The 24,370-nt window shown below is 40.9% G+C and carries 14 protein-coding genes; 8 read left to right on the top strand and 6 right to left on the bottom strand.

What is annotated here, in order from left to right:
* Positions 1-4 precede the first annotated feature (4 nt).
* The 4 genes from Q4597_RS10990 to Q4597_RS10975 all read right to left on the bottom strand — a co-directional run bounded on the left by Q4597_RS10990 (position 5) and on the right by Q4597_RS10975 (position 12,788).
* Positions 5-1,516, bottom strand: coding sequence for a VCBS repeat-containing protein (locus Q4597_RS10990; protein WP_303406245.1), 1,512 nt, complete (start codon positions 1,514-1,516; stop codon positions 5-7).
* 52 nt (positions 1,517-1,568) lie between these two features.
* Positions 1,569-3,059 carry a sulfatase gene (locus tag Q4597_RS10985; RefSeq protein ID WP_303406244.1) on the bottom strand — a complete coding sequence of 497 codons (1,491 nt, stop codon included), beginning with the start codon at positions 3,057-3,059 and terminating at the stop codon, positions 1,569-1,571.
* Positions 3,060-3,143: 84 nt separating this feature from the next.
* Complete coding sequence (locus tag Q4597_RS10980; RefSeq protein WP_303406243.1) at positions 3,144-3,860, bottom strand: dienelactone hydrolase family protein; 717 nt, start codon at positions 3,858-3,860, stop codon at positions 3,144-3,146.
* A gap of 129 nt (positions 3,861-3,989) precedes the next feature.
* Positions 3,990-12,788, bottom strand: coding sequence for a T9SS type B sorting domain-containing protein (locus Q4597_RS10975; RefSeq protein ID WP_303406242.1), 8,799 nt, complete (start codon positions 12,786-12,788; stop codon positions 3,990-3,992).
* Between the two features lie 136 nt (positions 12,789-12,924).
* Between Q4597_RS10975 and Q4597_RS10970 the strand changes: the two genes are divergently transcribed.
* Both Q4597_RS10970 and Q4597_RS10965 read left to right on the top strand, forming a co-directional pair.
* Entirely contained in the window at positions 12,925-14,046 is a 1,122-nt protein-coding gene (locus Q4597_RS10970) for a PQQ-dependent sugar dehydrogenase (protein ID WP_303406241.1), read from the top strand.
* Positions 14,047-14,084: 38 nt separating this feature from the next.
* Entirely contained in the window at positions 14,085-14,486 is a 402-nt protein-coding gene (locus Q4597_RS10965; RefSeq protein WP_303406240.1) for a cytochrome c, read from the top strand.
* Between the two features lie 2 nt (positions 14,487-14,488).
* On the opposite strand, the gene murQ is transcribed toward Q4597_RS10965, so the two are convergent.
* Both murQ and Q4597_RS10955 read right to left on the bottom strand, forming a co-directional pair.
* The gene (murQ, locus tag Q4597_RS10960) at positions 14,489-15,298 is read right to left on the bottom strand and encodes an N-acetylmuramic acid 6-phosphate etherase (RefSeq protein WP_215914251.1); all 810 of its coding nucleotides are present in this window, start codon (positions 15,296-15,298) and stop codon (positions 14,489-14,491) included.
* 5 nt (positions 15,299-15,303) lie between these two features.
* Positions 15,304-16,053, bottom strand: coding sequence for a DeoR/GlpR family DNA-binding transcription regulator (locus Q4597_RS10955; RefSeq protein WP_303406239.1), 750 nt, complete (start codon positions 16,051-16,053; stop codon positions 15,304-15,306).
* A 194-nt stretch (positions 16,054-16,247) separates the two neighbouring features.
* Between Q4597_RS10955 and nagB the strand changes: the two genes are divergently transcribed.
* The 6 genes from nagB (at position 16,248) to Q4597_RS10925 (ending at position 24,355) form a co-directional block, all read left to right on the top strand.
* The gene (gene nagB / locus Q4597_RS10950) at positions 16,248-18,176 is read left to right on the top strand and encodes a glucosamine-6-phosphate deaminase (RefSeq protein WP_303406238.1); all 1,929 of its coding nucleotides are present in this window, start codon (positions 16,248-16,250) and stop codon (positions 18,174-18,176) included.
* A gap of 201 nt (positions 18,177-18,377) precedes the next feature.
* Positions 18,378-19,652 carry an MFS transporter gene (locus Q4597_RS10945; RefSeq protein ID WP_303406237.1) on the top strand — a complete coding sequence of 425 codons (1,275 nt, stop codon included), beginning with the start codon at positions 18,378-18,380 and terminating at the stop codon, positions 19,650-19,652.
* Positions 19,645-21,216: a glycoside hydrolase family 3 protein gene (locus Q4597_RS10940; protein ID WP_303406236.1), complete on the top strand. Its 1,572-nt coding sequence runs from the start codon at positions 19,645-19,647 to the stop codon at positions 21,214-21,216. Before Q4597_RS10945 ends, Q4597_RS10940 begins: the two co-directional genes overlap by 8 nt.
* Before the next feature lie 5 nt (positions 21,217-21,221).
* Complete coding sequence (locus Q4597_RS10935) at positions 21,222-22,298, top strand: anhydro-N-acetylmuramic acid kinase (protein ID WP_303406235.1); 1,077 nt, start codon at positions 21,222-21,224, stop codon at positions 22,296-22,298.
* A 62-nt stretch (positions 22,299-22,360) separates the two neighbouring features.
* Entirely contained in the window at positions 22,361-22,621 is a 261-nt protein-coding gene (locus tag Q4597_RS10930) for a DUF4212 domain-containing protein (RefSeq protein WP_215439897.1), read from the top strand.
* A 21-nt stretch (positions 22,622-22,642) separates the two neighbouring features.
* Entirely contained in the window at positions 22,643-24,355 is a 1,713-nt protein-coding gene (locus Q4597_RS10925; RefSeq protein ID WP_303406234.1) for a sodium:solute symporter family protein, read from the top strand.
* Positions 24,356-24,370: the final 15 nt, after the last annotated feature.

Here is a 24,370-nt window from a genome sequence, read left to right as displayed (position 1 = left end):
AGGATCATTCTATCAGTCTATTTTTAAGAACTAATATATCCCAAGGATTTTCTTTGTAAATCTTGGACAAATCCGCAGGCACGGAGTTAAAGTTAAAAGTGGAACAGCTTAAAGCTATATCAATATCTCCATCCTGGTCAAAATCACCTGAATCCATTAAAAACCATCGCCCTTGAAAATCATTTTCTATAACCTGAGTTTGAAAGACAAAATTGTTTGTATCGATATTATTCAAATACACAAATGATTTTTGTGACTCTCCTTCGTAATCAGGAAAGGTAGACACTATTCCAAAATCTATATCTCCGTCTTTATCAAAGTCTGCACTTACACTTCTAGTAGCACCGTACAATGGATAGAAAAATTCTTCTTTAAAGTTATTGGCTCCGTCATTTAAATGAATACGCAGACCATGATAAGGTTTCAATACCTGAGTTCTATCTGCGTTGTCCCCGTGTAAGGTTACAATATCTTGGTCCCCATCATCATCAAAATCAAGCATTTCAAACCAGCTACTTCCATACAGAGGACTAAACCGAATTACTTGTTCGGTTTTAAATTCCAAATTTTCAGTTTGATAAAGAATGGTAACACCCTCATTACCTTGTGCTGTCAGCACAACAATATCTGCTTTGGTGTCTTGGTTCATGTCTTTGACCACCGCTCTTATTGCACCTGGTTGCCCTAGTAAGATTTTCTTTTCTAAAGAACCGTTATCAGATTTCACAACTAATGATAAACTACCCGTTAAGTTACCATACTCACAAACTAAAATTTCATCTACCCCATCATTGTTAAAATCAAATACTGTAGTATGTACCGGTCTATGAAAATCTAAAGGTATAGGTTGAACAGATTTATCTTTTATAGTAAAAATTCTTCCGTTTGCAATTTCTGAAGGACTCAGAGAACCTATAGAAGTGGCGTACTTTACATGATCCGTTTCAGTAAAGTCAGAAATAGGACCAATTCCATTAAGGATTTTTTTGAGAGTCTTAGTATCCTCCCGATACTCATAGATTCTACCTCTCAAGTCGGCAATATTTAGCTTGCTCTTTTCCGTATCAAATTGGGTAAATACGATAGAGCTTCCATGTACGCTATCTATATCCACCGGTACCAATTCAAAGCCATTGAGCTTTTTAGCTTGTTTTTGGGAATTGTTTAGAATAAGACTGTCTGGAGCGGTAGATACTATATATTCTTTGAGAAGTTGCCAATCAGCTTCCGAAATTTGGGGTTCAACACTATAAACGCCTGAATTTAAAATAGCATGCTGTTCTTCAAAGGAAAAACCGCTTAACGGATCAAATCCTGTATTTTTAATCCCCATTCTTGCTCCCATTTCGGGCAACACCTTGTCTTTCCATAAACTTTTTGGCAAATGCTCAATATTGGGCAACTCATGACAAGCGGCACATTGCATTTTATACAAATGCACTCCTTTTTCATGCTTATTTTCCGAACAAGAAAATACAAACGGAAGTAGGACTACTAAAATTATTAAAACTCTCATTTTGTTTAATTACTTCCTTTAAATTGCTTGAAATAGAAGTCCTTGTTCTATTTTAATATTCCCCCTTGTGCTTATAGTCGCCAAAACGATATTTTACAGTTCGTTTAATAGGGGTTTGCATACCATTTGTTCTTTCTAACCAATCATAAATGGCAATTGACATAGATTTTACTATTTCCTGTTTATCCGGGTCCGCTATTAAATTATACATTTCATCAGGGTCGTTCTCTAGGTCATAGAGCTCATTTCTATCCCAAATTCCCTGATACTTCATATACTTATATTTGTCAGTTCGCATGCCAAATACGGTTGGAGTCATAGGAAAGTCATACTCCCAAAAATATTCATAGAAGACCTCCTCACGAACCTTTGCCCCTGGCTCTCCTGTAAGTGCCGGGATAAAAGATACTCCAGGCATATTTTCTGGTTTCTCTATTCCCGCTTCCGCTAAAATTGTTGGTCCAATATCTATATTTTGCACCATAGCCTTAGGTTTTAGGCCTCCTTTAAACAGTTCCGGACAACGTACCAGCAAAGGCACTTTAACCGATTCTTCATAAAAATGCCGTTTATCAATAAGCCCATGCTCTCCCCAACTAAATCCGTTATCGCCCATATAAATAACAAGGGTAGATTCATCAAGCCCTTCATCCTTTAAGTATTGCATAACAGAACCTACACTCTCATCTACCCCTAAAAGTGTTTCGCAATAATCCACAACCATTTCATTTATATCCCTATTCTCATGGTACATATAGTCTACGCCATGCCAACTTACTCTTTGGTCAGCTACCCATTGCGGCCATTTTAAATCTTTATAAGCTCCGGTCTTGGTCTGCTCATAAGTTGCCGGTAAATCTATTTTATTTCCTTTATATCGCCCTTTATGCCTTCTAGCCGGTTGAAACCCAGCATGAACTGCTTTGTGAGATAAATACAGGAAAAACGGTTTCTTTTTATCTCTCTTCTCCATCCAATCAATGGCATGTTCGGTCAACAGATCTGTTATATAAGTCGAATCTTTATAAGCTACCCTCTTTCCATTGATATTTAACGTAGGGTTATAATAAACCCCTTGTCCCGGGAAACTTTCCCAGTGGGTAAAGCCTGGTTGAGGAGAGTCTCCATGATCGCCCATATGCCATTTACCAAAGAAGCTAGTTTGATACCCCGCTTTCTGAAGGTATTGAGGAAAATATGTCAGATTTCCAGGATCTGGAGCTTGGTTATCCACAATGGTATGTGAGTGGGAAAACTGTCCCGTTAAAATTGAAGCCCTACTTGGAGAACACAGAGATGTTGTAACAAAGGCGTTGGACAAATAAGCTCCATCTTCCGCAAGTTTATCCATGTTCGGGGTTTCTAACCAAGGAACTTTACCCGTAAAACCCATATAATCATAGCGATGGTCATCCGTTAAAATAAAAACAACATTTCGAGGTTTCTTCTTGGTTTTCTTTTCAGCCTCCGTATTTGCAAATAGAACCGACATCTTAAAAACCATTAGAAACATTATTCCGTAAAACAACCTCGTCTTGCCCATATCAATAGTATTAAATTATCGTTTTAAGAAAATTATTAATCATCTACCCTATTAAAAAAAATGTTTTTGACTACAAAATGTAACTTATTGCCGCTCCTGCTCCATAAACCATTTATACAGCTCATCATTATCATAGGCTGGCACCCAAGAATCATGGCCTACACCAGGGTACCTTGTAAATTTTACATCATACCCCATACTCTTTAATTTAGAAACCATAGTCTCCGATTCCGATATGGGAATGGATTGGTCCTCTTCTCCATGGAAGACCCACATGGGCATTTTTTTGTCTATCCAAGAAGCATATGGTAGCGGTGTCATACCACACACAACAGCCATTGCCGCAAATTTTTCGGGATACTGCACTGCCATTTCCCAGGCGGCTCCTCCACCCCTACTGAGCCCGGTTAAATAGATTCTTTTTTTATCTACACGATTGTTCTCCACTATCGTGTCCAATAATTGCATTACCGATCGCGTATTCCACCACATTTTCTTTTCTGGATTCTGAGGGGCCAAAATTAAGAACGGGAATTTTTTGCCTCTCTTTATCAATTTAGGAGGGCCGTTTCTTTTTACATAAACCAAACTATCTCCAGATTCGCCACCACCATGAAGAAACAATAACAACGGAAACTTTTCCTCGGGTTTTTCCTCATACCCTTCAGGATAATAGAGGTAGTAACTATAATTTTCTTTGATGACGGTTTCTTGTTCGGCATCTATTAATTTGTATTTTGATTGTGCAGCACAACTCTGAAAAGCAAAACAGAGCAAAATAATATATAATTTCTGAGGCATTTACGTATTTTTTTCCGCGCGTAGTTGTAACGGAATTTATCCGGTTAAAATACGATTTTAAAAACAGTACAAAAAAGAAACGGACACCTAAAAAGGTGTCCGTTTCTTAATTTATTATATAATTAAGATTTATCTATAGAGGGTGAAATGCCCTACATACCGTATATCTCTGTCATCATTTTGATTTACTACATACCAGTAATCTCCGGTTGGCAGCTCTTTACCTTCATAGAGTCCGTCCCACTTGCTAACTTGATCAAGTTCGGCAACAACCCTACCATAACGATCATAGATAATGACTTCAATATTAGGGAAGAACTCACGGTTGCCCGGTGCCCAGAAATCGTTTTCATTATCCCCATTAGGTGTAAAGAAATTTGGTATCTCTAACATTCCGGTAAACTCAAACGGAATCACCGCTACGGCCTCACATCCATTCTGATCTACCACACGAATTTCCACTTCGCCACTTTCTGTGGTTGTATACAGGCCTTCACTACCGTAAGACACTCCATCAAAGAAGAACTCATACCCTCCAAAACCTCCTTCGGCTGTTGCCGTAATCTCGTTAGGACCGGTCTTTTCGGCAAAAAGTGTTAATGGGTCGTATGCATCTATAGTAAACTCTACAAAATTGGTACATCCGTTTTCATGGTAAATATAAGCTGTATAGTCTCCTGCAGGCAAATCTCCCCAAGAACGCTCCGTGGTAGCCAATGCTGTTATAGCATCAGTTGGGTCAATAGGGTTCAATGCGAACAACAGTTCAGGAATTAAACTCTCTTCTTGCATCTGTACGGAAGCCGTACTGTTAGGGAAAATACCCTCACAACCGTATTGAACTACGGGAGACGCCGTTAAATCAACTCCTATTTCAATAGGTATAAATACATTTGTACTACATCCATTGGCATCTTGCACGAAAGCGATATAACCTTCTCCTCCTATTAGATTATCAAAGTATAAATCATCATTTCTTAGGAAAACCTCCGTTCCGTCCGAATTTGGACCTACCAAACGAGTTTCATAGTATTCAACTGATGTTACCGGATCTACAAAAGGAGTACCTCCCGTAACCGTTAACCTTGCGGTACCATCTTCAAAACCTATACAGGTCTCAGGCGTTGTACTAAAGTCCGCAATTTCCAGTTCCGTAGGCTCATCCACCACAATTTCAAAAGTTTGCGGACAACCTTCCGCATCCTGCACCAATACAGTATAGGACGGATTACTAGGTGTGTTTGCAGGTAAATCTGTAAATGTATAAACCGTTGGGTTATCCGAATCACTAAAGAACTCGCTCAAATTAGGTTCTATGGCAAATTGAACCAAGCCAACCGTAGGGCTGGTAACATTCATAGTTATTGTACCATCCGTTTCACCATAACAAGTTGTGGGCGTTGAACTATATGCTATAGTTACAGGCTCGGCCGGAGCAATAGAAAATGGCCCTTGTACCACTCCACAATTGGCTCTACTGATTACTGAAATCCAATAGTCACCGGCATCCAAGTTCTCGAACGTTCCAAAATCCTGCATTGTTCTATTTTGGTACGTTGGCAATGTTTCCGCTACAAACGCATCAGTACCTGGGTCTGAATTATAAATTCTGAACTCATAAATACCAGTACCACCATTAGCCACAGCTTCAATTCTACCATCTACCTCATAAGCACATGACACATCAAACGTTGGAGATGTTGGGTCAAGGGTAAGAGGTTCTGCGGCGGTAATTGTAATACCATTGGTCTTACGGGCCAAACAAGAGCTTAGACCACCCACCTTTCGAACTTCAAAACGATATGAGCTTCCTATTACACCTGGTATTCCTGTTTTTACCGGAAGTCCGTTTGCATCTAATTCATCTATAGGCAACCAAGGTCCTCCAGAATTGTTTACGCTATATTCATAGGTTCCACCTTGTGGATTGTTCACACGTATCATCATAGTTGCACTGTTACCACAGGCCGGCACCGAAGTCTGAATTAACGCAGGATTAATTGGTGGTGGTGGACTTACCTCTATAGGTGCAGAAACCACTCCACAATTTAGGGTGGACACTACCTCAACGGCATACCATCCTCCAGGGATTACCCCTGTTGTACCCGTAAACTCAGGATCACTTTGAAAACCGGTCATAGAAACTACATCCGTATTATTATTGCTTCCTAAATGCAACAATCTGTATTGGTACCCTGCACCTGGTACCCCACCAACAGCTCCCGGTGTTGTTGTACCTGGCTCTACTGCAACAATTACAGCATCGTTTCCTGTAGGACATTCCAATTCTCTTGTAATTATAGCTTCTACCTCAATTTGCGGAACAGCGATCAGTTCCAATTCCCTGCTATGGGTACAGCCTTCTATATCTCTTACGGTTACTCGGTAATTTCCACTAGAAAGGCCTGTGAACGTGTCATTGGTTCCATTAGCAGCAAAAGTTGCATACGCCGGATTTGAATGTGGAGCAAAACCGCTACCCACCGTACTTTCATATTCCAACATATACTCATAAGGTGATGCATCCCAACCTCCTTGGGTCGTAGCTACTATTTCACCTAAATCATCACTACAACCTACGCGACCTATCTCATCCAAAGATGTTATGGCCAATACAACACTAGGTGTGCTCAGAACAGTAGCGTTACTGAATACATTACAGCCACTTACTGTTTTTCCCTGTTCGCGTATTACCACACGATGGTTACCTCCTTCGATCCCAGTAATAACAGCAGGATTACCATCTACAGCTGTATCTATAGTTCCCGTTGAATTACCTGCTACCGGGGTTCCAAATGCACCTCCTGAGAATCCTGGGTCAGAAGATTCATAAACCCAATACTCGTACACTCCTGTAAATCCGCTAACATTAATTGTCAGCTCTCCGTCAGTAGCCCCAAAACAACCTACTGCTTGTGATTCCGTAATTGAAACTGTTGGAAGTACAGGTTCTGCCACATTATAGGCCGCAATAGGATAGGTACAACCACCTACGTCGTTAATTTGTAAACGATATTCCCCTGCAACCATTGGAAGGTCAAACTCCACAAAGCTACCACTAGGTTGAGATACGCTTGCTACTGGCGAAACAGAGAAACCTTGGTCTTCAATTATGAAATTGGTACTTCCTGTTACATCAATTCGGATACGCTCAGGATTTTCACAATCCATTGGTCTTATTTGAGTAATGGTTGCCGTTACAGTATTTGGCGCTAAAACCGTAACCGAATCGCTATATTCACATCCGTTTGCATCTCTTGCATAAACAGTTATTACTTGGTCCGACCCTGTATCTACTATTTCAAAATCCGGACTGGACTGATAACTATCCGCTAAATTGATTTTATAGCCATAAGGTGCCCCGTTACCTACATTACCACCAACTATACTAGCACTTACTATAGTTGTACTATATTGATTGGATGCAGGGTTACAAACAAGGGTTCCCGATGTTACATCGATTTCAAAAAGAGGCGGTTCATTAATAACTACTTCTTCTCTATCAAAACAATTTCTGTCCGTTACTACTTCTATTACATAGGTTCCTGGTGTTAAACCAGAGAAAGAACCTGAAATATTTGTATTGGTACGACCTGAAGTATCCAGACCCGAAGGCATTGCAGCCAGCGTACTGGAATATAAGTTGTATTCCTGAATACCGTCTACATCAGTACCCGCAATTAACGAAGCTGAAATGCTACCGTCATTGGCCCCATTACAACTTACATCAGACTCACCTGTTTCATCAATATCAGGACTGGTAGGAGCTGATCTTATGATGTTATCAACGATAACCGTACAATTATTACCTGTACCATCAACAACCTGATTGTCTGTAACCTCGACCTGATAGTCTCCCGGGGGTATATTCGGAAAAATACCATCATTATCAAAATCCGTAATATCAAGAGCTGGACCGGAAATCGGCATACCTGTCAATCGATACGTAAAATCACCACTACCGCCATCGGCAGTTATAGTTACAACACCATCCTCTTCCTCACAGTTCGGTTCCGTACTAAAATTGCCAGATGCGGAAAGTACTTGAAATACCTCGGCAATACCATTTACGCTACATCCATTTGCATCAATGATTTCAAACGGATAGTTACCCACACTATTGACCGTAAAGGTCGCAGTGGTTGGTGTGCCTGCAGACCCTGAGTTAGCTACGGTTTGACTTATACCGTTTAAGGTAAACGTTGGCGTATCAAAATCTCCGGGCAAACTAAGTTCTATATTAAATCCAGAGGCAGCTGTAGTAACTACATCACAGGCATTGTTCACCACAGGTGGAGTTAGTGGTAAATCAGGGTTCAACTGTATAACCGCCGCAGAAATCCTATAAGCACAATCATTAGCGTCCTTTACCCATATATCATAATCAATACCAGGAGCCAATGCACCGGGCAAGGCAACTGTAGAAGCATCGCTAAAATCATCTGAAGGATCACTTGGTGTTGCGGTTCCGTCATTATCCACTGGAGTACCCGCCGGTACATAAGCGTAGAGATATGGACTTCCTGTGGCATAAGGCGTACCTCCACTACCCCTAACCGTTAATTGACCTAGGGCATTACAGTTTGCGTTTTCGTTACTAATAATATCAACTCGTGGAGCCAACAAAATAGCTTCACCTTCATCTCCATAGGAACAATCACCAGCGTCTTCAACAGCCACTCCATATCTTCCACCAGGAACAGAAATAGCGGATGCCATAGTGGTTAATGAGGTACCTGAATCCGTATAAACAACTTCGCCAGTATCAAGATTGGTAATAACCACGTCAAACGGAGCAGTACCTGAAGTAATGTTGTAATTTACCCCAACATCACCGTTTCTACAAGTAGCATTATCTACCACTATATTAACATTGCCTCCTGGGCCATCCGGTAAAGTAATTACCTCTTCATAGGTACAACCAGTTCCCAAATCACGCACCTCAACCGAATAGGATACTCCCCATAACAAATTGTTGAAACAGTGGTTTGCAGGCGGATTACTTGGTGTCGTCCATCCCACTAAAGGATCCGGATCCGCCAAGCGTATCTCATAACTACCCGATCCATTTACGATATCAACACAAACTGTAGTTCCTCCTGGGCTACAAGTTGCTGGTGGCGGTGGATAGTTAGGAATAATGTCCAAACTTAAAGTACCTATAGTAAACGCTTCAATATCCCTACATCCTCTAGAGTCCAAAACAATTAACTGATAATTACCAGGAACAAGACTAGGATCCGTTACTGCTAAAGGAAAGTCAGAATCCGATACGTTGTTTTGTGTGTAGAAAGGGTTTCCAAAATTATCTTCAATTATAACAGTATAGTTCTCTACACCGGCAGTAGGTAAACCTATAGTTACCCCTCCAGAAAGTGCTCCGGGCGAACCTGGTGAACAAGTAGCATCAATTGGTGTTGCCGTGACATCCGGAGACGGACGACCATCAGCAGCTACAGTTATAGGAACTACGGCCGTGACACAATTTCTGGCATCTTTAACCACATACTCGTAATTACCGGCAGTTAACCCTGAATATATAGTTTGATCCGAAAAAACATAGTTTAAGGTTGGATCAGGGTTACTAGGGTTAGCTGTTAGATTACCTGCGGGTGCAAAGACCACTTCAAATGGAGGAATACCGGATGATACCGTTGGTATAATCTCTACAAAACCACTGTTAGCGTCACCACAACTGGGGCCCTCTATTCTATGCGTGGCAGCAATATTTGTAGGTTCCTCAAAAGTTATAATTTCCGAAGTATTCGTACATCCATTAGAGTCTGTAACCGTTACTTGATAATCTCCATGATCTCCAAAAGGAACTGTATAGTTAAAATTCCCAGAAGGCAACTGTACCCCATTATGCCCTGCAACAGGTGCAAATGGATTAGGACTTACATCTCTATACTCAATAGTATAGGATGTGGCTCCCAAATTAGAAATATCACCACCAGATATATTAATTTCCATTTCTCCATCGCCACCACATGGTATTTCGCTGGCTATATCTAGACTTACTTGAACCTGCGGAGGTATCCTAATTGAAGATGTAGAAGCAATACAACCGTTACCATCTACTACCTCAATAGTATAATTACCAGGAACCAAGCCTGTAAACGTATGCGTACCCGCTGTACCTGGAGTTATTAACGCTCCTCCATTAATTCTATACTGGTGCGTACCAATCAAAGCGGAACCTGCCGTTGAGGATACTGTAATTTCAGCATTATTTGTAGGCGAATAACAATAATCCGCTGAATCAAATGTAATTGCGGGTGCATCTACACTGGTAAGTGTAAACGTTGTTGAAGTCCTACAGCCCTCAGAATCTATAACGGTTAAGGTATAAGTTCCCTCCTCTGTTAAATTACCGAACGTTCGCCCCGTTTTAGGACCTTGTGTTCTTCCATCGGAAGGCGGCCATTCCAATTCATAGCGATATCCGCCAAATCCACCTGTGGCATCTGCACGAACTCTACCCACATTGTTATTCTGGCAGCTCATATCAGTTACTGTTGGAGTAATACTCAGTGGTGTTGCCGCTTCTTCTATATCAAAAGAGCTAGTAGAAGTACAGTTCGTATCATTGTCCGTTACCGTAATTTCATAGGTACCTGCACCTAAACCAGAAATGGGGATTTCCAAATCAGTACTTGTCCCTGTGGAAATTACCGCTGCGGTAGGAGCAGTTCTATTTACCGTATAATCGTAATCCGTAGCAAAACCGTCTATTAAAAATGCACCATTACCATCCGTTGCACTAGGGCAAACACGTCTATCGCCACCGGATTTTACACGAGCTCTAATAGTACTGAACCCACCTGTAGTATAACTCGCCGTATAGGTACAGCCACTTGCGTCCGTTATTTCAAATTGATAGGATGTATCTAAATCCAAACCTGGAAAAACATTACTAGCCTGTGCAGGCGGTAATGTGGTTGCCGGGATAGATGAAATAATTTCATATTGTGTAACCGTATAAGTTGCCGGTAACACATCTACCGTAACCCTACTCGTTCCTGTAGCACAATCAAGGTTATCTTGAGCAAAGGTAATTGATCCCGGAGGAGTTGGCTCCGTAATGTCAATTGGTGATAATGCCTGAAAACACCCTGCATCATCTTTTATATAAGGTATATAATTTCCTGGTGTTAAACCTGTAAAAGTTGTTCCTGATTGGTAGTTAACATTGTCTATACTATATTCATAACCTGTACCGGAACCTCCGCTTGCTGGCGCAAACTCAATTATCCCTCCTCCGTTAACACATGTATAATCTTGCGTCATAGAAACAGAACCACTAAGCCCACCTGCAGATGTAACCGTAACAGCCGGTAATGACAATACACAAGTAAATGCTCCTTGTGAATACTGAACTTCAACTATACTATAAGTTCCATCGGCTACGGGTATTGTAGAAGAACTTGTAAAGGGGTCCCCTGCATTGTTAGTAGCTCTAAATTCCAGGTTAAATCCTCTGGGATCGGTTACGTTAAAATCTACTTTTCCACCTCCATTGGTACATGTCCCAACAATATCGGATGCTGTAACATCTGGTGGGTCTAATTCTGCCACATATTCAGATTTTTCCGCAGTACACCCTTGATCGTCAGTAATATAAAAAGTATAAGTACCGGGACTGGTTACCGTATATGCACTTGTTCCTGTAAATGTCCCTCCTGAATCACCTCCATCACTAACAGTATAGCTATACGTACCTGAACCTCCAGAGGGGGTTACATCTATATCTACACTAGAAATTGTAGAACAGCCAAAACTCATTCCGTTAGTATCAGTAATTACTGTTATTGGACTTAAGCCTGTACCTACTGTAATAGGATTTCCACTTGTATCCGTATATTGGATTGGGGCAGGTATTCCATTTGGAATATCTTCCTTACAATCATTGGTCTCTACTTTAACTGCATATGTACCTTCACTTACCGCTCCAAAAGTATAGGTGTTGCTAGATATAGTTGATGTAAATTCTATCTCTGCTCCACTATCATCCAATAAGGTATACACATATGGTCCGGGAACTTCAGGGTTTACGGTAACATCAATAGAACCTGTTTCTCCACTACAAACTGGATTAGTAAAGGTTACATCTATTTCTATATCTACTTGTCTAATTTCAATAACATCATATAGATACTCACAAACCTCACCTGGAATGTTCAATCTAGCTTGTACAGTATAAAGTCCTGGGTCTAAGTTCGAAAATATAGAAGATGACTGGTAAGGACCAAAACCGCTAGACCCTTCTTGAATTCTAAACTGATAACTATTTGGAAGCCCGGTAATTTCTATCCTACCTGGATTATTACAAACAAAATCTTTCTTTTGGTAGGTCTGCGTTATAGTACTTTTCTTGACCTTGAAAAAGTACTGCTGCCCATCTGCAACAACACGAAATTCCGCACCTGTAGTGGCCGGAATAGTACTTGCATCTAAATTAAATGTTGGTCCCGAATGGACTTCTGAATAACATGATATGTTTGTATCCGGACAATCTTGGTTTATATTAGGACTACAACTACCCCCCAAAACTTGCCAAGAGACCGTACTATAGGACCCCGATAGGGAAACAACCCTGTCATCAGAATCTCCACAGAGATTAAATCGTGCTACGGTAAAACCATTGGCGGTACACCCAACTTCGTTATCGGCACCTTGAATGATTGTTGAGAACATTGGCGCGGCAGCTGCTGTCTTGGCCGTTGTACTATTCTTTAGTGACTCAGCTGAAATTGACTTGGCCATAGAGGTGGCCTCGCTTTTTTCGGAAACCACTTCTTTTACGGCAGAGGCTACTTCAGCATAAATGTTGAAAACCTTCTTACCGGCAATAGCAGAAGTACAGACTACTGAAAAGGTCGTTAACAGTAGAGCGTATAGAATACGCTGTGTTTTTTTTGGGAGCATAGGTTAAGTCATTTAAGAAAGAAAATGAGCGATTTGGGGTGCATCACTTTCTCTCGGGTAATTCTTTTAAACTTATAAATTCTCGTTACCTTTAACCGTAACGGGATACCTTAATAATATCATTTAACGTAAAATTATGCGAAATAGTGTACTATCTATAGCCATTGCCGCCATAACGCTTAGTTATTCTTGCGCACAAGACTCTGAAAACAAAGTGAATACCCCCAATAACACACCCTACACCGCAGAGCTAATGATCGATGAACTGCAAACTCCATGGGGTATGGTATTTTTAGCAGAAAATGAACTCTTGATAACTGAAAAATCCGGTGAAATTATCCACTTTAAAAATGGAACAAAAACAGCAATAAAAAATGTTCCCGAAGTTTACGTTAGAGGACAAGGGGGGCTTTTGGATATTGAACTACATCCCGATTATAAAAACACAGGCTGGATCTATCTTTCCTATGCTTCCGAAGAAGGTGATGAAAAAGGTGGTCATACTGCCTTGATCCGGTGTAAACTAAATAACAACTCCTTAACTAACAAAGAGTTACTGTACAAGGCTTCTCCCAATACAACTAAGGGTCAACATTTTGGATCCCGCATTGAGTTTGACAATGATGGTTACCTCTATTTGTCCATAGGTGAACGCGGCGCAAGAGATGTGAACCCACAGGATATTACACGGGATGGAGGTAAAATATACCGATTTCATGATGACGGTCAAATACCAACAGACAATCCGTTTACAGGAAAGGAAGAGGCAAAAACTGCAATATACAGCTACGGACACCGAAACCCACAAGGACTGGCAAAACATCCGGAAACTGGAGAAATTTGGGAAAACGAACATGGCCCGCGAGGGGGCGATGAAATCAATATTATCAAGGCCGGTGCCAACTACGGGTGGCCGCTTGTAACTTATGGCATAAACTATAGCGGTACATCCATTACAGATAAAACCGAAATGGAGGGTATGACCCAACCTATTCATTACTGGGTACCTAGTATTGCTCCTAGCGGTATGGCTTTTGTAACAACGGATAAGTACAAAGATTGGAAAGGTAGTATATTGGTAGGTTCTTTAAAGTTTCAGTATATGGAGCGTCTTCTAATCGATGGAACCAAAGTTATAGGTCGTGAAAAACTATTGACGGATTTAGGACGAGTGAGAGACATAAAGGAAGGACCAGACGGGTTAATTTATGTGGCCGTTGAAGGAAAAGGAATCTATAAACTAGTACCTAAAGCGTAAACGTAAATCGCTTCCAAAACCGTGAAAAATTCTCAAGAATGAAAACCTTTAGTTGCTTCCTCTATTTTTTGATTTTCATAGGGTATTTTACTCAAGCCCAAGGAACAGCACTCTCGGAGAGTATGTTACGGGGTAGCGAAATCTATGCAGACTTTTGTGTTACATGTCATTTAGAAGAAGGTGAAGGCATTGCCAATACCTTTCCACCATTGGCAAAATCCGATTATCTAGCCCAAAACCGACAAGCAAGTATCCGAGGTGTTAAATTTGGGCAACAGGGTGAAATGACCGTAAACGGAGTGAACTACAATAACATCATGCCCCCAATGGGCCTTGACGATGAAGAAATTGCGGATGTTATGAACTATATTCTAAATTCCTGGGGCAACACCTCCAAAGAAATCGTTACTGTAAAGGAAGTTGAAGCTATTGAAAAATAATTTTAAGCCCCCGCATCAATGGCCGCTTTTACAGACCCGTGTTTTTTAAGCAATTCTTCGGCCTTATCATAATCAATTCCTAAACCTTCCGAAACATAACGTGCCCCACGGTCTACCAATTTGCTATTGCTCAACTGCATGTTCACCATTTTGTTTCCTTTCACCCTACCAATCTTAATCATTAGGGCGGTGGAAATCATATTAAGTGCCAGTTTTTGCGAGGTTCCACTTTTCATTCGGGTGCTTCCGGTTAGGAATTCAGGGCCTACGTTCAATTCTATAGGAATATCCGATGCCACGGCCAATGGAGAACCCGGGTTATTTGTTATTCCAGCGGTAAGAAGTCCGTTTTTCTTTGCTTCGTCTATACCCCCCAGAACATAAGGAGTAGTTCCAGAGGCCGCAATCCCCACTACTACGTCATTATCCGTAATATTATGCTCCTTCATGTCTTTCCAAGCCTGTATTCCGTCATCCTCGGCATTCTCTACAGCTTTTCGTATTGCAACATCCCCACCGGCAATTAAACCTATTACCCTAGTGTGCGGCATTCCAAAAGTGGGTGGTATTTCGGAAGCATCCAAAATTCCTAATCTACCACTAGTTCCCGCACCAATATAAAATAGGCGCCCTCCTTTTTCAAAACGCTCTGCCAGAGCATCTACCAATTTGGTTATCTGTGGAATAACGGCTGCAACGGCATCCGCCACCTTTTGGTCTTCTTCATTTATCTTTTGAAGAAGAGTGGTGGTATCCATCTGCTCTAAGTTATCGTGGTTTGATGGTTTTTCGGTTATTTTGGTATACTCCATACTACTTACAGAATTCTAATATCGTGATTTCTAAATGAGTTCAAAAGGTCATTCTCTGGGTCTAACTCGGTTACTAACGTATTAATTGCATTTATATCGCAAGTTTTATACCTATGTTGGGAATTCAATTTTTCAGAGATAGACAAAAGTACCGTTTTTTTTGAGCATTTTATCACCGCTTTTTTCACTTGTACAATATCCCAATCAAATTCAGTTAGTCCATAATGCGAATCCACATAACCGGTTCCTATAAAACTGAAATCTACTTTTATCTCGGCCAAATTATGAATAGCATTAGCCCCAATAGCTGTTTGCGACTCCCCAGAAACCTGACCGCCTACCAATATAACGGTAACCTTAGGTTTGGTAAGAAGTTCCATAGCCACGGGAAGACTGTGGGTAAAGCAAGTTAACTCAATTCCTGTTGGTATTAAATGTGCCAGCTCTAAACAAGTGGTACCGCCATCCAAAAAAATAACGCCTCCTTCTTTTATAAGCGCCAGAGCTTTTTCGGCAATAATCATCTTCTCTTTCTGCTTATAAATATTACTATTTCTTGTATTGTTCGTAGTAAAACCCAAGGAAATAGCCCCACCATGTACGCGGCGTAGCTTGTTTTCAGCATCCAACTCCTTAACATCACGTCTTACAGTATCTATAGAAACATCAAGGGTTTCGGCAATATCCGTCAACAAAATTCTATTATGGAGATCTACTTCCCTTAGAATGGTCTGTTGCCGTTCTTCTTTTAACATGGCACTTTATATTAGATTCATCGGCAAAGATAGCAAAATATAAGAATTGCCGTTTTATACTACCTTAAAGTTAAATAATCATTAAAAATGCATAAAACAGCAACTTAAAAAAGCAAAAAACAGCAAATAGAATTTCTTTTGCCTATATTTGCATGATTCAAACTACACACAACAAACACAAAAGAGCTACTTGCATGAAAACAATTTTAGAAAAAAATGGTGCCAACATAAGGTATAGACCTGTTGGCCAATTTGAAGAAACTCGTTTTGAAAAAATTCACAATGTAATTTTTGCAGATTCTAACCAAGCATCTATTAAAGTTGCGGAAGAAATAGCCGCTCTCATTAGAAAAAAGCAAGAAGCCAACAAGAATTGTGTTTTGGGCCTTGCCACAGGTTCATCGCCTATTAAGGTTTATGAAGAGCTTGTACGAATGCACAAAGAAGAAGGCCTTAGTTTCAACAACGTAATCACCTTTAACCTAGACGAATACCTTCCCATGGAAAAAGAGAACCGTCAAAGTTACTGGTATTTCATGCATGAACATCTCTTTAATCATGTAGACATTGCTCCCGAAAACATTCATATTCCGGATGGCACCGTTTCCCAGGAAGAGGTTATTGAATACTGCATTGCCTACGATGACAAAATAAAGAAGAACGGCGGACTAGACTTTCAGCTTTTAGGTATAGGACGAACCGGACATATTGGATTTAACGAACCAGGATCACATTACAACTCGGGCACCCGTGTCATAACCCTAGACCACATTACACTTGTAGATGCAGGCCCCGCATTCTTGGGGATTGACAATGTTCCTAGAAAAGCCATAACCATGGGCATTGCCACGGTTATGAGTGCCAAACGAATTGTACTTTTAGGATGGGGGGAAAACAAAGCCAGCATTATTAAAAAAACGGTTGAGGGCGAAGTTTCATCCCAGGTACCGGCCACCTATTTGCAGAACCATAAAAACTGTACGTTTGTTTTGGATACAGGAGCGGGCAGCCAGCTTACAAGGAACAAAACGCCATGGTTGGTAGACGAATCTTTGGATTGGACGGAAAGCTTAACTTCCAAAGCTATTGTTTGGCTTTGCAACGAGACCAAAAAATCTATCCTAAGCTTAACGGATAAAGATTACAATGACAATGGTATGTCCGGCTTGCTGGCCATGAAAGATTCGTACGATCTTAACATTCAAATGTTCAATAAATTACAGCATACTATTACAGGTTGGCCCGGTGGAAAACCGAATGCGGATGATTCCAGCAGACCGGAGCGCGCAGAACCTGCTAAGAAACGAGTTATTATTTTTAGCCCACATCCGGACGATGATGTAATTTCAATGGGCGGTACTTTTGATAGGTTGATAGAGCAAGGCCATGACGTTCACGTAGTATACCAAACTTCAGGAAACATAGCTGTATCGGATACGGATGCCCTCAGATACGCCGAAATTTCAAAACGTATTGCACCATCGGACGAGGCCCAAAAAATTATCGATTCAATAAAAGAGAAAAAAGACAGCAGTTTTGATTCTCTTGAAGTACGAAAACTCAAAGGGAATATTAGAAGAGGAGAGTCCTATGCGGCGGTACGATACTTAGGTTTAGACGATGCCAACGTTCATTTTCTAGACCTTCCGTTCTACGAAACCGGAACCATCAAAAAGAACAACCTTTCCGAGACGGACATACAAATTATGATGGACGTTATTTCTGAAATAAAACCACACCAGATTTTTGCTGCTGGTGATTTGGCCGATCCTCATGGAACACATAAAGTATGTCTTGACGCCGTTTTTGAATCTCTTAGACGCTTAAAATCGGAATCTTTCATGAAAGATTGTTGGTTATGGCTTTACAGAGGTGCTTGGCATGAATGGGATGTTGATGAAATTGAAATGGCGGTGCCCATGAGCCCAAGCCAGGTGCTTAAAAAAAGATATGCCATTTTCTGCCATCAGTCCCAAAAAGATGGGGTAATGTTTCAAGGTGATGACTCCCGCGAATTTTGGATGCGCGCCGAAGAACGTAACAAAAATACCGCAGAAAGATATCGCGCACTAGGGCTGTCGCACTATGCCGCCATGGAAGCATTTGTTCGTTACAAGTTCTAATTTCACAAACCCTAAAGACCTGCTACTACAGCCTAGCAGGTCTTTTTTTTATTGGAATTCGTCAATTTTAATCACTAAAAACAAATTCTGGGAATGGTTTTTATGAAAAACATGACAGTTCTACACATAGGCTTTCCAAAATACCCCTAAAAAACAGTAGCTTTAAACCACTGTAAAGTTTTAAGCTACACATTTCATTTCATGATAGAAAAAGATAAAGGAGCATGGGTCTGGGTACCCATTCTATATTTCACCCAAGGATTGCCGTACGTTTTGGTCGTAAGCGTATCCGTCATAATGTACAAACAATTGGGCGTAAGTAATGAAGATATAGGTCTTTACACTAGCCTTCTCTACTTACCTTGGGTCTTAAAACCACTTTGGAGCCCGTTTGTTGACCTTAAAAGCACCAAACGAAAATGGTTCTTGGCCATGCAATTAGTAATAGCTTTGGCACTTTTTGGAGTAGCCCTTACAATTCCTACTAGCCTTTTCCTGACCACTACCCTAGCCTGTTTTTGGATGGCCGCGTTTGCTTCCGCTACCAATGATATTGCTTCGGATGGATATTATATGCTAGGTCTTACCGAGAAAAAACAATCCTTTTTTGTGGGTATGCGCAGTACATTTTACAGACTTGCCATGGTTACGGGAGAAGGACTTATTGTAGTCATGGCCGGATTCTTGGAAAATAAATACGGAGACAATACCAAAGCTTGGAGTGTTACCATGACCGCTGCGGCGTTCCTTATGTTAATACTTACGGTATCCAACTTTTTTGCGGCTCCAAAATATGAATCTGCGCAAACGGCAATTAAAGATAAACCTAAAGGCTTTTTTGAGGTGTTCGCTTCTTTCTTTAAGAAACCTGGAATAGGTATTGCCTTAGCTTTTATTCTTACCTACCGCCTTGGAGAGTCGCAATTGGTTAAAATGGCCGCACCTTTCTTATTGGATAGCCCGGATAAAGGAGGTTTAGGCTATTCAACGGAACAATTGGGAACTATATTTGGTACAGCAGGAGTAATTTTTCTTTCTATTGGAGGTATTTTAGGTGGTATTTTAATTTCAAAAGATGGACTCAAGAAATGGATGCTCCCTATGGTCATTTCACTAAACCTGCCCAACGTGCTTTATGCCGTTTTGGCCATGACCAAAACCACCAGTGTATATGCCGTAACGGCTACGGTTGTGTTGGAAAAATTCGGGTATGGGTTTGGGTTTGCCGCATTCTTAATGTACCTCATCTACATTTCCGAAGGCAAGTCAAAAACCTCTCACTATGCTATTGCCACGGGCTTTATGGCCCTAGGTATGATGCTTCCAGGCATGATAAGCGGTTTTATGCAACAGTGGTTAGGATATGGCGGATTCTTCATCTGGGTGGTCATTGCCGCTCTTCCCGCCCTATTTCTAGTGAACTTTATTAAATACCCGGCAGATTTCGGGAAAAAATCTACCAAATCAGATGCTTAAGATTTTACCGTACACCCAAATTACCAAAACACTAAGTTTAGCCGAAAAAGTAGGGCAATTATTTATGCCTGCGGCTTTTATAAACGATACCGAAGAGGAAATCCAACGGTTAGAAAAGCTTATAGAAGAACAACATATTGGGTCCTTGTGCTTTTTCAACAGTAGGGCAAGCGCAGCTACCAATTTTGAAGGAAAGAAGAAAATAGTTTCCAACGAAAAGAGTTTTGAAACTTTACGAAATCTTATTGCCCGTTACCAAAAAGCAGCTAAATACCCTTTATTAATTGCTATTGATGCCGAATGGGGATTGGCCATGCGTATTGAAAACACACCGCGATACCCATACGCCATTACCCTGGGAGCAATTCCAAATGCGTCCGAAACGTTGATTTATGAAGTGGGAAAAAACATTGCAAAAGATTGCAAGGCTGCCGGAATACACTGGAATTTATCTCCATGCATTGATGTTAACAACAACCCGAACAATCCGGTTATTGGCTATCGTTCTTTTGGGGAGGATAAAATTCAAGTCACCCAGAAAGCCTTGGCATATATAAACGGTACGCGCTCCGAAGGTGTACTAACCAGCATCAAGCATTTTCCCGGTCATGGAGATACGGCAACGGACTCGCATCTTGGCCTTCCCATAATCAGCAAAACAAAACAAGAGCTTACGGATAATGAATTGTACCCCTTCCGGGAATTAGTTTTAAAAGGAGTTGATTCAGTCATGGCCGGACATTTATCAGTTCCTGCTTTGGCCAATGGTGCAAGTACCCCTTCAAGTCTATCCAAAGATATGATTCAGGGAGTTTTAAGAACGGAAATGGGATACGACGGAGTTGTAATTTCAGATGCTTTAAATATGCATGCCGTGTCCAAAAACTACCCTACAAAAGGAGAACTGGAGTGGTTGGCCTTTGATGCCGGAAACGATGTACTTTGCTTTGCAGAGCACATTAATGAAGGTAAGGCCGCTATTTTAAAGAATGCATCCGAAACTCAAATAGAGGAAAGTTTCGGTCGTATTTGGAAACTTAAGGAAAAAGCATTTTCCATAGGGAATCCTGATTCGCATTTGACAAATCCTGACACACTGAACCAAAAAATAGCGGAACAGAGCATCACACTATATAAGGGAAATCAAGTTGATTTAACGGAATTCGCTAAGAACAAATTCTCCGGATTAGAAATAGCATTGAACACTGATAATCATTTTTTTAAGTCGATTTTAAAAAACAAAAAGTTTAGCATTTCAACGAATGAAACCGAACTTGACAAAAGCGATGAAAATATACTTTTGGCCCTTTTTCCTCCTCAAGTAAAACCTACCAATAATTTTGGCTTTACTGCCGAAGAACTAGCCTCCATAAACAGCGTTATCAGAACCAAAAACGTAATTCTTTATGTCTTTGGAAACCCCTACATACTCAACCATATAAACGTAGAAAACGCAAAAGCCGTAATTATTGTTTATCAACACTTAAAGTCGTTTCAAAACGTTGCAGCAAATCATTTTTTAGGTAATTTAGAAGCTCATGGCAAACTTCCAATAACCATTTGAAAACTATGACTACATATAAAATTCTTGGCTTAATGTCCGGCACCTCGTTAGACGGACTAGACCTTGCATATTGCACCATTTGGCAAGAAGGACATACTTGGCAATTTGGTATAAAAAAAACCAAAAGCGTTTCATATTCAAAGGAGATACAAACGCGGTTAAAAAATTCCATAGAACTATCTGCGGAAGAACTTCTAAAACTCAATAACAGCTATGGCACTTGGCTAGGCGAGCAATGCGACCTGTTCATTAATGATAATGGACTGGAAGTAGATTACATTGCCAGCCACGGACACACCACACACCACCGGCCAGAAAACGGATTCACATATCAGGTGGGTAGCGGTCAGCATTTGGCCAATGCCAGCAAACAAAAAGTTATATGTGATTTTAGAACAAATGACGTAGCTCTGGGCGGCCAAGGCGCTCCACTTGTTCCTATTGGCGACCGTTTATTTTTCAATAAATACGACTTCTGCCTAAATTTAGGTGGTATTAGTAATATTTCGTTCGAACACAACGGTAAGCGTATAGCCTATGACATAGGTTTGGCCAATATGATTTTGAACCATATTACCCGTAAAAACGATTTGGATTACGATGCGGGAGGAAATCTGGCAAAAAACGGCAAAATCAATATAGAGATGCTAGAACAGCTTAACGCTCTAGAATTTTACAAACTTCCATTTCCTAAATCCATAGGGTATGAATGGTTTGTAGAAAAAGTTGTTCCAATCGTTGAAAGTACCGAAGACCTTATGGAGAATCTACTCTGTACCGGAATCCACCATGTATGCGAGCAAGTGGCCATTCAGGTAAAGGCCAACAAGAAAAAAACGGCTAACACGCTATTTGTTACCGGTGGTGGCGCATTAAACGATTTTCTAATAGAGACCCTCCAAGAAAAATTAGGTAATTCCACCAAAGTAGTTGTTCCGTCAAAACAACTCATAGAATTCAAAGAAGCCTTGGTATTTGCTTTAATGGGGGTTCTTAGAATTGAAAAAAAGACAAACGTTCTTAGTTCCGTAACTGGCGCACAAAGAGACTCGTCTTCAGGGGTACTGTTCTTACCAAGTTAAGTCCTCATGCCCTTAGTAGAAGAAAATTCGCTATTTTCAACATCATAACCAAAACTCCAAAAATGTCTAAAAAACAAGAGCACGCCACCGCATACTGGAAAGAGAACTTAAAATACCTTTTTATCTTACTGGCTATTTGGTTCGGGGTTTCTTATGGGGCCGGTATCTTGTTCAAGGACGCCTTAAACACTATAAAAATTGGAGGGTTTGAATTGGGTTTTTGGTTTGCACAACAAGGATCCATTTATGTTTTTGTCATTCTAATCTTTGTTTATGTCAGGCTAATGAACAAACTGGATAAAAAGTACGGATTTAACGAATAACCCAGCCAAAACCAACCCGTTATGAGTGTTCAAACCTGGACGTACCTTTTAGTAGGAATTACATTTGCTCTTTATATTGGCATTGCCATTTGGTCTCGTGCCGGGTCAACCAAGGATTTTTATGTAGCAGGCGGTGGTGTTTCCCCCTTGGCTAACGGTATGGCCACTGCAGCGGACTGGATGTCTGCCGCATCGTTTATTTCCATGGCGGGAATCATTTCATTTGCGGGTTATGACGGCTCTGTTTATTTAATGGGATGGACAGGTGGCTATGTGCTCTTGGCCTTACTTCTGGCACCCTATCTACGTAAATTCGGAAAATTTACCGTTCCTGATTTTATTGGGGATCGGTATTATTCAAAAACCGCAAGGATTGTTGCCGTTATTTGTGCCTTAATCGTATCGTTTACCTATGTAGCTGGTCAAATGCGGGGTGTTGGCGTGGTTTTCTCCCGTTTTTTAGAGGTTGATATAAATACGGGTGTCATCATTGGTATGGTCATAGTTCTTTTTTATGCCGTATTAGGCGGAATGAAAGGGATTACCTATACTCAGGTGGCCCAATTCTGCGTGTTGATTTTTGCGTTTATGGTACCCGCAATTTTTATATCCATTCAAATGACCGGAAACCCCATTCCCCAATTGGGTATGGGCTCCAAACTGAACGATGGTTCTGGAATGTACTTATTGGATAAGCTAAACGGACTCTCCACTGAACTAGGTTTTGCCGCTTATACAGAAGGAAAAAAATCAACTATAGATATATTCATGATTACCCTTGCACTCATGGTGGGTACTGCTGGTCTACCTCATGTTATTGTACGTTTCTTTACTGTAAAACGGGTAAAAGATGCAAGAAAGTCGGCTGGGTTGGCATTACTATTAATTGCCATTCTTTATACCGCAGCACCCGCTGTAGCCGTATTTGCACGTACGAACATGATTAATACGGTTAGCAATCAAGAATACGCAAAGATGCCCGAATGGTTTAAAAACTGGGAAACCACGGGGCTACTGAATTATAGCGACAAAAACGGAGATGGAAAAATTCAATATGTAGCGAACGGTGCACAAAACGAGCTTATAGTAGATCCGGACATAATGGTGCTTGCCAACCCAGAGATTGCGGACCTCCCCGCTTGGGTAATAGCCTTGGTAGCCGCCGGTGGGCTTGCAGCGGCCCTATCTACGGCAGCAGGCCTGCTTTTAGTCATTTCCGCCTCCGTGTCCCATGATTTAATCAAAAAAATATTCGTTCCAAATATTTCCGAAAAAGGAGAGCTTTGGGCAGCGAGAGGTGCTGCAACCGTAGCCGTTGTAATAGCCGGTTATTTTGGGGTAAATCCCCCGGGGTTTGTTGCGGCAGTAGTGGCGCTGGCTTTTGGTCTGGCCGCCGCATCTTTCTTTCCAGCTATTATATTGGGCATTTTTTATAAAAAGATGAACAAAGAAGGAGCCATTGCGGGTATGGTCATTGGCATCTCGCTAATGCTTTTTTATATGTTGAAATTCAAATTTGGAATTTTTGACGGTGGAAAAGAAGCTGTTCCCGCCTTAGAAAAGGATTGGTGGTTTGGAATTTCACCGGAAGGTTTTGGTAGTGTAGCTATGGTAGTGAATTTTATCGTTTCAATAATCATTATGAAATTCACACCGGAACCTCCTGAAAATGTTCAACAAATCGTAGAAAACATTCGTATTCCCAGTGGTGCCGGAGAGGCCATAAATCATTAATATTTTATGTAATTT

It is taken from the genome of Zobellia sp. 1_MG-2023 (genome assembly GCF_030549125.1).
Lineage (GTDB): Bacteria > Bacteroidota > Bacteroidia > Flavobacteriales > Flavobacteriaceae > Zobellia > Zobellia russellii.
This window is presented reverse-complemented; position numbering and strand designations above follow the sequence as displayed.

What these genes read in the sequence shown, in the direction of transcription:
- Q4597_RS10930 (WP_215439897.1), top strand. Translation starts at nt 22,361, where the DNA reads ATGTCTAAAAAACAAGAGCACGCCACCGCATACTGGAAAGAGAACTTA.
- Q4597_RS10925 (WP_303406234.1), top strand. Translation starts at nt 22,643, where the DNA reads ATGAGTGTTCAAACCTGGACGTACCTTTTAGTAGGAATTACATTTGCT.
- Q4597_RS10945 (WP_303406237.1), top strand. Translation starts at nt 18,378, where the DNA reads ATGATAGAAAAAGATAAAGGAGCATGGGTCTGGGTACCCATTCTATAT.
- Q4597_RS10965 (WP_303406240.1), top strand. Translation starts at nt 14,085, where the DNA reads ATGAAAACCTTTAGTTGCTTCCTCTATTTTTTGATTTTCATAGGGTAT.
- Q4597_RS10980 (WP_303406243.1), bottom strand. Translation starts at nt 3,860, where the DNA reads ATGCCTCAGAAATTATATATTATTTTGCTCTGTTTTGCTTTTCAGAGT.
- murQ (WP_215914251.1), bottom strand. Translation starts at nt 15,298, where the DNA reads ATGGAGTATACCAAAATAACCGAAAAACCATCAAACCACGATAACTTA.
- Q4597_RS10940 (WP_303406236.1), top strand. Translation starts at nt 19,645, where the DNA reads ATGCTTAAGATTTTACCGTACACCCAAATTACCAAAACACTAAGTTTA.
- nagB (WP_303406238.1), top strand. Translation starts at nt 16,248, where the DNA reads ATGAAAACAATTTTAGAAAAAAATGGTGCCAACATAAGGTATAGACCT.
- Q4597_RS10985 (WP_303406244.1), bottom strand. Translation starts at nt 3,059, where the DNA reads ATGGGCAAGACGAGGTTGTTTTACGGAATAATGTTTCTAATGGTTTTT.
- Q4597_RS10955 (WP_303406239.1), bottom strand. Translation starts at nt 16,053, where the DNA reads ATGTTAAAAGAAGAACGGCAACAGACCATTCTAAGGGAAGTAGATCTC.
- Q4597_RS10990 (WP_303406245.1), bottom strand. Translation starts at nt 1,516, where the DNA reads ATGAGAGTTTTAATAATTTTAGTAGTCCTACTTCCGTTTGTATTTTCT.
- Q4597_RS10935 (WP_303406235.1), top strand. Translation starts at nt 21,222, where the DNA reads ATGACTACATATAAAATTCTTGGCTTAATGTCCGGCACCTCGTTAGAC.
- Q4597_RS10975 (WP_303406242.1), bottom strand. Translation starts at nt 12,788, where the DNA reads ATGCTCCCAAAAAAAACACAGCGTATTCTATACGCTCTACTGTTAACG.
- Q4597_RS10970 (WP_303406241.1), top strand. Translation starts at nt 12,925, where the DNA reads ATGCGAAATAGTGTACTATCTATAGCCATTGCCGCCATAACGCTTAGT.